The organism is Lysinibacillus sp. (assembly GCF_032093475.1).
Taxonomy (GTDB): domain Bacteria; phylum Bacillota; class Bacilli; order Bacillales_A; family Planococcaceae; genus Lysinibacillus; species Lysinibacillus irui.
In genome coordinates, this window is sequence record NZ_DAMDAY010000147.1 from 1 (window position 1) to 9661 (window position 9661).

The following is a 9661-nucleotide window of genomic DNA, read 5'->3' on the forward strand; positions in this document are numbered from 1 at the left end:
CAAACGTGAATACAATGCGTCTTAACTATACAAATGCAACACCTGAAGTGATTCGTGAAGGAATTAAACGTTTAGCAAGTATATTATAAAAAGTGAAACCGTATAAACGCTTACACAGCGCTTATACGGTTTTTTAATACGAATAATGAATGGTCATCCTAAGACCTGTAGTGTATTACTTGGATTGATGTATGTGTCGATCGGCCTTACATCTTATATCATCCCCACTTTATAGTTCCTTTTCAATTGTCGTTTATTAAAAAACAGCCCTCAAAGAAGAGAGGGCTGCATGTCTTAAAAACCTATTTTGTATATGTTAAAACTGCATTTTTCTTGAATTTTAACATCGCTTCTGTTGCCTCATTTTTACTTGCATACTCAAAAATCCGAACATCCTTTTTATCAAAAACTGTAATAACCCACATGTGAAAAGCTCCCTTCGCTTAGTTTTTATTGTAATATAACAACCACCAAAACTTGAGCTACATATCGTCAACTGTTTTATAACAATTCCTTACTTGATTCTTATTTTACGCTGTTTTTTTTGAAAAGAAAGCTTTATGTGAAGGTCTTCACAAACTGTTCAATTTCAAAACGCTTTCATTGAACAATTTGTGAAAATTGTTATTTGATAGGCATAAAACAGTAAACTCTGTTAGTTCTATCCGTCATTTTTCAATTTATATCCACCAATTTGCTTCTCTCATCCGTCATTTGCCTTACTTTATCTGTCTCAAGCAAAAAACCGTACGAATGTACGGTTTTTTCTGTAGTAGTAAATTTCATTTCATAAGGTTAACAAAAAACTGCTTCTTGCTTTTGTGTTAATTCAATCTCGAAGCCTAAGTCTTCCAACATACGATAATCACTATTCGCCTCTTGACCAGCTGTTGTTAAATAATCGCCTACAAAAATACTGTTTGCTGCATAGAGGCCAAGCGGTTGAAGTGACCCTAAATTAATTTCACGACCTCCCGAAATACGTATTTCCTTTGTAGGATTGATGTAACGGAATAACGCCAAAACTTTTAAACAGTACCGGGGATTTAATTCCTTTGTTCCCTCTAACTTTGTACCATCAATGGCATTTAAAAAGTTCACTGGGATGGAATCAGCGTCCAATTGATGGAGGGCACGTGCTATATTGACTACATCCTCTTTCGTCTCCTTCATACCGATAATGGCACCAGAACAAGGTGAGAGCCCATGCTTTTTCACAATCTCCACCGTATTGACACGATCCTCATAGGTATGTGAAGTAGTAATATAAGCATGATGACGTTCGGATGTATTCAAATTATGGTTGTAGCGATCCACACCAGCTTCCTTTAATTGCTGTGCCTGTTCTTCTTTCAGCAAGCCAAGACAGGCACAAACCTTTAAACCGTATTTTTCTTTAATTTCAGCGACCGCCTCGCTCACTACATTAACATCTTTACGAGTTGGCCCTCGACCGCTTGCTACGATACAATACGTCCCAATTTTGTTGTCAAACGCTCGTTTAGCACCAGCTAGAATTTCTTCTTTTGAAATAAAAGGATATTTTTCAATAGGAGCAGTAGATTTAGACGACTGCGAGCAATAACCACAATCCTCTGGACAATAGCCGCTTTTTGCATTCATAATCATATTTAATTTTACTTTTTTACCATAATAATGACGACGAATCGCAAAAGCACCATCCATCACCTCCAATAGCTCATCATCTTCACAATTTAAAATGGCCAGTGCCTCCTCATTGCTAATGATTTTGCCAGCAATTACTTCTTGCGCTAATTGTTTATAATTCATATGACATTCTCCCTTTCCACTTGTGAAATTTTCACATTTCTTGCCGACTGAAATACTTTATACAATCTTTCTGCTAGTAGGCCTGATGTGATAGCTAAGCAAAAGTCAGCCACAATGCTGCTTAGAAAACCAATAGCGAAAACGTGTGACCAGCTCGACTTCATGTCTAACCAGAAATTCAAAGCCACATATAAATAAGGAACGGCTACAGCATAAATAAGGATAAGCCCCATAATCGTTGCCCCAATGAAATGCTTTTTTGTTGGTGTCTTTATTCTTTCCATAATGAACCCAATGCAATAGGCAGCAAGGGCAAAGCCAATCAGATAACCGAATGTAGGCTGCAAAACATACATAATACCTCCACCCTGTGTAAATACTGGTAATCCCACTAACCCTACTCCAATATAAATAAGTTGACTATAAAGGGCATTGCGACGACCTAATAAGCACCCAGCTAAAAACACAAAAACAATTTGCAATGTGAATGGTACGACAGGTAATGGGATTTTAATAAAAGCCCCGATTGCCGTAAGAGCAGCAAACATAGCAATCATGACAAGTGCTAATGTATGGTGACGTTTACTCAACTGTAACCCTCCTGTCTTGGAAAAATTGTTCAATCGTTTCTTTTGTTGTTTCGATCATGAAGATCATTTCTTCATCAGAAATAATATACGGTGGCATAAAATACAGCACATTGCCAAGAGGTCTTATGAGTAGACCATGTGCTAAAGCACGTTGGTAAATTTGATAACCAATTCTTTCTTCACTAGGGAATGGTTCCTTTGTCTTTCGATTGGCAACAAGTTCAATAGCTCCCACTAAACCAACTTGTCTGTATTCACCTACATAAGGTACGTCATAAAATGCAGCTGTAGCTAACTCTCGCATACGCTCACCTTTCTGTTGAATCATTGCAATCACTTGCTCCTCTTCAAACATCGTTAACACTTCAAGCGCAACTCGGCAGGCCAATGTATTGCCCGAATAACTATGAGAATGTAAAAATGCCTTCATTGTTCCATAATCGTCATAAAAAGCTTGATAAATTTGGTCCGTCGTTAAGACAGCAGATAATGGTAAATAACCGCCTGTAAGCCCCTTTGATAAACACATAAAATCAGGTGAAATCCCCGCTTGTTCACAAGCGAACAATGTACCTGTGCGGCCAAAGCCAACAGCAATTTCATCTGCTATTAAGTGCACATCATACTGAGAGCACAGTGCTCGTAAGCGTTGCAAATAGATGGGTGGATACATTTTCATACCTGCTGCCGCTTGTATAAGCGGTTCTATAATAACAGCCGTAATTTCTTCATGATGTTCTTTGAGCTGATCTTCTATAAAGCGACTACATGGCGCATTACAGCTTGCTGGCTCTTTGTGAAATGGACAACGATAGCAGTCTGGCCCTTTGGCACGAACAGTATCTAATAAAAGAGGCTTGTACACTTCATTGTAAAGCTCTACTCCTCCTACAGATAAAGCCCCAATCGTTTCTCCATGATAAGCATCCGTCAAAGCGAGAAAGCGCTTTTTCTTTGTTTTACCTGTCTGCATATGGTATTGAAAGCTCATTTTCAAGGCCACCTCTATGGCAGAAGAGCCATTATCCGCAAAAAATACTTTATGTAAGCCTTCTGGTGCTAAAGCTGATAATTTCTCGGCTACTTTTATTGCAGGCTCATGGGTAAAATTAGCAAAGATCGTATGCTCTAATGTAAATGCTTGCTCACTTAAAGCCCGGCTAATACGTGGATTAGCATGCCCAAATAAATTGACCCACCAAGAGGATACGGCATCTAAATAACGTCGGTCGTGCTCGTCATATAACCATACTCCTTGTCCTTTTTTTATAACAATGGGTGGAAACGCCTCATAATCCTTCATTTGCGAGCATGGATGCCAAATATGCTTTACATCTCTTTTCTGTAAGTCAGTTAATGCTTGATTCATATGCAAAAAGCCTTTCAAACAAAGTTGTGTGTGTTATGGAATACTCCATTAGCTGTGACATATTATTTAGCTTCGGGATAATTGCATAAGGTATAGGGTGGTATTGTAAAATCGTTTGTATATTGTCCTGTTCCATTTTGCTACCTGTGTCCCCATTAAAAACAATACCTGCCACATTAATTTGACGAGAATGTAATGCCTCCATCGTTAGCAATGTGTGATTAATCGTCCCAAGAGATGTCCTTGTAACTAGCACTACTGGCAGCTTGCTCCTAACAATCACATCCAGTAAAGTCGGACCATTAGGAGCAGTGAGCGGCACAAAAAGTCCACCAGCCCCCTCGCATATCACGACATCATAGGATTCTTGTAATCCTTGAAGGTGCTGAAATAATTCGTCTACATGAATTTGCTGTCCCTCCAGCTGTGCAGCAAAATGTGGTGAAGCGGCTTCTCTAAAAGAATAACTATTGATGTGCCCTTGCTTAAGCTTCTGTAAGGAATACGCTTCATACATGGCTGTATCATGATAATAGCCATGCCCATTGTCATTTACCTCCCCTGTCTGAACAGGCTTATATGGGGTAACGTTTAACCCCTTTCTTTGTAAATGACACATTAACATGGTGGTGACAATGGTTTTTCCTACATCCGTATCTGTTCCTACAACCCAAAAATGTTGCATTGTTAACTTCCCCCCTTTTTAAGTTAACCAACTTCATTATTTAAGTTAACATAAATATTTTTGTTTTGTAAATGCTATTTCTCTATTTTTCTGAATTTACTATTTTCCTTAATAAAATCAGTAAATTCCGTCCTAAATGAAGAAAAAACACTAGAGCCCCTCCTTCTAGAGAAAGAATCTAGCGTTTACTGTCATACCCAATAAAACAATTTCATACTTTGGAAAAGTTCAAGAACCTAGGAATTATTAACCTTTTGATTATTAGGATGTTTTTAAAGGATTTTAATCATTACTCGTAGTATTAAATTACATGGGGGTGGTTGTATGTTTGGCATTTTTAAAGAACCAGAGAAGATTATCGATACATATGAACAAGTACATGTTATTTTGAAATCCTTACTCACCTATGAATTAAAAGAGTTACCGCATCGTTATGAATTTTGGTACCGTGTGGCGATTCGTCAGGAGGAGTTGCGTACATTACAGGCAGAGCATCGAGCTAAAATATCCATGTCGTCTGCAGTTGGACGCTTTCATCAAGTGCAATATGAGGTTATGACGCAAAAGCTAGCAAAGCTTGAACGTGTTGCAGATATTTATAAACTATTTTGTATTGAAGATGAACGAGAAGCTTTAAATCATCGACTATACTTTCATCAAAATAATATTGCTATTCTATACGACCATATTCAGCATAAAGAGCTTTATACGTATTGTGATGCGGCTCAGCAGCAATTTTGGGAAGCAGTCCGCGATGATATTCTTCATGCGATTGCCCATCTTGATTAAATAAAAAGGCCAGCGTTTTGATTAACCTATTCAAAACGCTGGCTATTGAATTGTTACGCTAGAAGTGTTTGGACATTCCTTTTTCTAGCATTTGTCTAAATTCCTGTACTTGATCTGCTTTAATCGCTACTTGGTTATAGTGTTTTTTTATTCCTAACATAAATGTCACTTCTACCGGTTCTTTCATTTTTAAAATAAATTGTGGATAGGCTTCTCCAAAATCACGGGCAATAAAATCTATCGTATCCTTTGATAATTTTCCTTCTAGTTGCCCTTTGTCTTCAACCATTTCTGCAATATGAGCAAAGCGGACTTCTGTTCGTTTCATTAAACCAAGAGATAAATATAAAGTATCTTCAGTGACGTATACGGGGTTTAAACGTATAGCCTGCATATCCGCTATAAAAAAAATAACTGAATACAAATTAAAAATAAGCAGTACAATCGAAAGGATCATGGATTTTTCATGTAGCCACCAGTGAATACCAATTGTCTCGATGGCAATACCATGAATAATCATAAGCTGAAAAGCGATATAGCTTGACTGTTTATGCAAAGTTAAGCCTTGAGGTTCTTTCCTTCTCCAGCTTGCAAAACTATAATAAAGCACTAGTAAATCTGCACAAATCATTTGAATAACCGGATGCTTTGGTGCATGCTTTTCTACGGCCTTTGAAAATGAAAAGAGATCAGGTAAGGAACTTTCACGAACATCCTTTAAAATAGATGGCAAGTATCGTACAAGGGTTGCTACAAGGACAATTTCCAATAGAATAACCGTTCCTTCGACCGCAAAACCAGCCCACGTTACGGCCACAAATGGCTGAAGATGCTCTATGGGAATGATAAAGCGTGCGGCAATACAGCCAAAAGCGGCCAATAATATAGCCTGCTTTAAGGAGAATTTCCCTTTATAAAGCATATATAACACAGGCATGACCACAACAAAGTCAAACAATGAACCCATCACTACACCGTTCGTTTTAAGGGGTAAAATGGACGAACCTAATCCACTATGATAGAGCGTAAAATTGCTAGCTAGCACTAATAGTAACAAGGCTAGCCATATATTTTGCTTTCTTTTTAAAACGATCATTTTCCTTAAGCCCCCTTTCTACTGTTAATTAAACTTTATTTCAATTGGTTAATCTTGTATATATTTTAAGTAAAAAAGTTTATCGTCTTTCCATTTCAGTTCAATTATTTTTCACACTTAGAAACTTTCTGCGATAAACATGTGGCGAGTAGCCTGTATATTGTTTAAATTTCTCAATATAGTAACTGACTGTACTAAATCCAGTATTAATCGCAACGGCAGTAACGGATTGCTCATCATTCTGTAATAGCTCTATGCTTTTGCGAAGTCTGTATTGTAATAAATAGCTAAATGGTGTCATCCCCACTATTTTTTTAAAGAAGCGGCTACATTCGGCACGACTTAAGTAAACATGACTAGCTAAATCTTCTAATGCTATTTTCTCGTGATAATGTGCGTGAATAAAATCCAGCATAGCTTTTGCTCGTTCATGCTGTACGATAATACTAGAATCCACGATTTCTTTTGTTAGCATGGATTGTGTTAGCATCGATTCCCAAATGAAGAGGAGTTCTCTCCATATCTTAAACTCAAAGAATGCTACCTGCTCTCGCATCATATCCGCTATATCCGCTACTTTTTCTGATAACTCCCCGGTTAACTTAACATATGGCAATCGATTAGTCGTTATATAGGGCTGCACATATTTAGAGTGAAAGATGCTGCCTTCATGTCCCCCCATCAACTTTGCATCCACATTTACACAATAAATCAAAGCTTGCTCAAATTGATATGGTTTGGCTTCATGTAATCCCGATACATTGATAAAAAGTCCCTCCCCCTCCTCCAATATAAATACATCTGTTCCTACTCGATATTGGACACGTCCACTTTTTATATAAACAAATTGAATTTCTTTATGCCAATGAAGTGGTAGGAAATCCATGCTTTCTAATCGCATGACCGTTTCATATAAGGCAACTGGAAATTCCTTTGTGCCATGTAATGTTAGTTCTTGTAAATCCTTCGAAATGTTTAAGTGTGGCAACAATTTTCACATCCCTCAATATATTGATATTTTCACAGTATTGAACCGCTATTTTTTCATATTTAATTCCTTTATAATCACTTTATCATGATAGTTTAGGAGATGTTAGGATATGGGTCAAACCATCAAGAAAAATCGTACATATGGTTTATTACTTGTCATTCTAGGAGCAAGTTTTTGGGGAATTGGAGGAACCGTAGCGCAGAGACTGTTTCAACAGGACAATATAGAGGTAGGCTGGCTTGTTTCTAGTCGGTTGCTTATGGCTGGAATACTACTACTTGCTGTTTATAAAATTACTCATCGTCATGCCTCCATATTTGTTGTGTGGCGGACAAAGCAAAATGCATATAGACAAATTTTATTTAGTTTACTTGGGATGCTTGCTGTCCAGTATACCTATATGATGTCCATCGCTATTGGTAATTCAGCAGTGGCAACATTACTACAATATTTAGCACCTCTGTTTATCATGGCTTATTACTTTTTAACGAAGCAAAGTCCATTAACAAAACAAGATGGCATTGCAGTCACATTCACTCTTGTGGGAACATTTTTGCTCTTAACAAACGGTTCCTTGTCGACCTTATCAGTTCCATTTCTGGCTGTGTTGTGGGGTGTATTATCAGGACTTTCAGTTGCATTTTACACGCTATATGCCGTGCCGCTTCTGCAACAGTTTCACTCTTTATTAGTTGTTGGCTGGTCTATGATCATAGGTGGTTTAGTAATGAGTTTTTTCCATCATCCTTGGGCTATTGATATGTCAACTTGGACCTTTTCTACCGTTATTTATTTCCTTTTTATTATTGTGTTTGGCACGATGCTTGCGTTTTGGTTTTATATTGCTAGTTTGCAGTATTTATCGCCAAAAGAATCTAGCTTACTAGGAAGCCTAGAACCATTAACTGCTGTCGTCACGAGTGTATGGTGGTTAAAAATTCCATTTGGAGGCTATCAGTTTTTGGGGACATTATTAATTCTCTTGATGATTTTATACCTCACAGTTTTTCAAAAGAAACAGCCCGAAACATATTAAAATCAGATAATTCAAAATAGTAATAGTTAATACTTCCTATTATAGATATAGCAAAATATGAATTTATACATAAATTTTACATATTTCATATATCTTTTCTCCCTTTTTGTCAACTATACTGAACATAATAACAGACAAAGGGAGGTACTATTATGGATAAAAAAGTTATTATTTTCGAGGTTGAGGGTGGCACAGATAAAGGACCAGACGGCTATCGCCCAGATACAATGCCCATGGTGGATGCATTAAAGCAACGAGGGCAAGATGCTGAGGTTCTTTTCTTTGATGTCACTAAAAAACAGGCAATTTTTGAGTATGTAAAAGAGCATGGTGTAGCCTATGTATCCCGCATTAATCCAGGCAACTTGCAGCATGAAGAAGAGTATTTTGAAATGTTGCGGGAGCTATGCCAAGCGGGAATTATAGGAATGCCACATCCAGATGCCATGATTAGCTACGGTTCTAAAGATGTGTTATCAAAGCTTACGACGACTAATTTAGTACCTGATGATACATTTGCCTACTACACAATCGAAGCATTCAAAACACAATTCCCTATATCCTTAGCCGTGACTGAACGTGTTCTAAAGCAAAACCGTGGTTCAACTGGTGAAGGAATTTGGCGAGTAAACTTGGTGGACCCACTGGCCGAGGGCGTTACTGCAGTGCCACTTGATGCTCAAATTAAATGTACAGAAGCGAAAGATAACCATGTTGAATATTGGCAACTTGGCGACTTTATGACGTTTTGTGAGCAGTATATTACTGGTGCCAATGGTATGTTAATTGATATGCGATTTCTTCCACGTATTACAGAGGGGGAAATCCGTTTATTGATGTTACGAGATCACCCTGTTCATGTCGTACATAAGAAACCTGCTGAAACGAAGGATGCCTTTAGTGCAACGCTCTTTTCAGGTGCTCACTATCGTTATGATCAGCCCGAAGAATGGCCAGAGCTTGTAGAAAACTTTTTAGCACAGCTCCCTCAAGTGACAAGCTTATTAGGGAATCATGATTTACCGCTGATTTGGACTGCTGATTTTATGTTAGATACAAATGAAGCGGGAGAAGATTGCTATATTTTAGGGGAAATGAATTGTTCCTGTGTTGGTTTTACGTCTGAACTTTCGTTAGCGCAGCAAGTAGCAGAAGAAATAGTCATGTGTATGGATGAGCGTACAGAGGTTGTTGCGCAATAAAAAAAGTGCGATCTTTTTATATCGCACTTTTCATATATAAATCTTAATTGCTCGTATAAATTCATATATAAAATAACCAGCAAAGCCAATTAACAAGAATCCTGCTACAATG

The 9661-nt window shown here is 37.7% G+C and carries 10 protein-coding genes; 3 read left to right on the top strand and 7 right to left on the bottom strand.

The features are described from left to right. Window positions 1–302: 302 nt before the first annotated feature. The 5 genes from RT445_RS21225 to bioD form a co-directional block, all read right to left on the bottom strand. Window positions 303–425 (bottom strand): hypothetical protein, encoded by a 123-nt coding sequence (locus RT445_RS21225; RefSeq protein ID WP_274793582.1) that lies wholly within the window; start codon window positions 423–425, stop codon window positions 303–305. A 370-nt stretch (window positions 426–795) separates the two neighbouring features. Next, entirely contained in the window at window positions 796–1791 is a 996-nt protein-coding gene (bioB, locus tag RT445_RS21230) for a biotin synthase BioB (RefSeq protein ID WP_274793583.1), read from the bottom strand. Further along, window positions 1788–2381, bottom strand: a complete 594-nt coding sequence (locus RT445_RS21235; RefSeq protein ID WP_274793584.1) for a biotin transporter BioY — start codon at window positions 2379–2381, stop codon at window positions 1788–1790. Before RT445_RS21235 ends, bioB begins: the two co-directional genes overlap by 4 nt. Then, entirely contained in the window at window positions 2374–3750 is a 1377-nt protein-coding gene (gene bioA, locus RT445_RS21240) for an adenosylmethionine--8-amino-7-oxononanoate transaminase (protein ID WP_274793585.1), read from the bottom strand. Before bioA ends, RT445_RS21235 begins: the two co-directional genes overlap by 8 nt. Further along, complete coding sequence (bioD, locus tag RT445_RS21245) at window positions 3731–4435, bottom strand: dethiobiotin synthase (protein ID WP_274793586.1); 705 nt, start codon at window positions 4433–4435, stop codon at window positions 3731–3733. Before bioD ends, bioA begins: the two co-directional genes overlap by 20 nt. A gap of 324 nt (window positions 4436–4759) precedes the next feature. Here bioD and RT445_RS21250 point away from each other — a divergent pair, with 324 nt between their 5' ends. Next, window positions 4760–5224 carry a hypothetical protein gene (locus RT445_RS21250; protein ID WP_274793587.1) on the top strand — a complete coding sequence of 155 codons (465 nt, stop codon included), beginning with the start codon at window positions 4760–4762 and terminating at the stop codon, window positions 5222–5224. A gap of 58 nt (window positions 5225–5282) precedes the next feature. On the opposite strand, the gene RT445_RS21255 is transcribed toward RT445_RS21250, so the two are convergent. Together RT445_RS21255 and RT445_RS21260 are read right to left on the bottom strand one after the other, a co-directional pair. Beyond that, entirely contained in the window at window positions 5283–6320 is a 1038-nt protein-coding gene (locus RT445_RS21255; protein ID WP_274793588.1) for a beta-carotene 15,15'-monooxygenase, read from the bottom strand. A 100-nt stretch (window positions 6321–6420) separates the two neighbouring features. Further along, window positions 6421–7308, bottom strand: coding sequence for an AraC family transcriptional regulator (locus RT445_RS21260; protein WP_274793589.1), 888 nt, complete (start codon window positions 7306–7308; stop codon window positions 6421–6423). Window positions 7309–7420: 112 nt separating this feature from the next. Between RT445_RS21260 and RT445_RS21265 the strand changes: the two genes are divergently transcribed. Next, the gene (locus RT445_RS21265) at window positions 7421–8347 is read left to right on the top strand and encodes an EamA family transporter (protein WP_274793590.1); all 927 of its coding nucleotides are present in this window, start codon (window positions 7421–7423) and stop codon (window positions 8345–8347) included. 152 nt (window positions 8348–8499) lie between these two features. Continuing rightward, window positions 8500–9549, top strand: coding sequence for a Cj0069 family protein (locus RT445_RS21270; protein WP_274793591.1), 1050 nt, complete (start codon window positions 8500–8502; stop codon window positions 9547–9549). The last annotated feature ends 112 nt before the right edge of the window (window positions 9550–9661 follow it).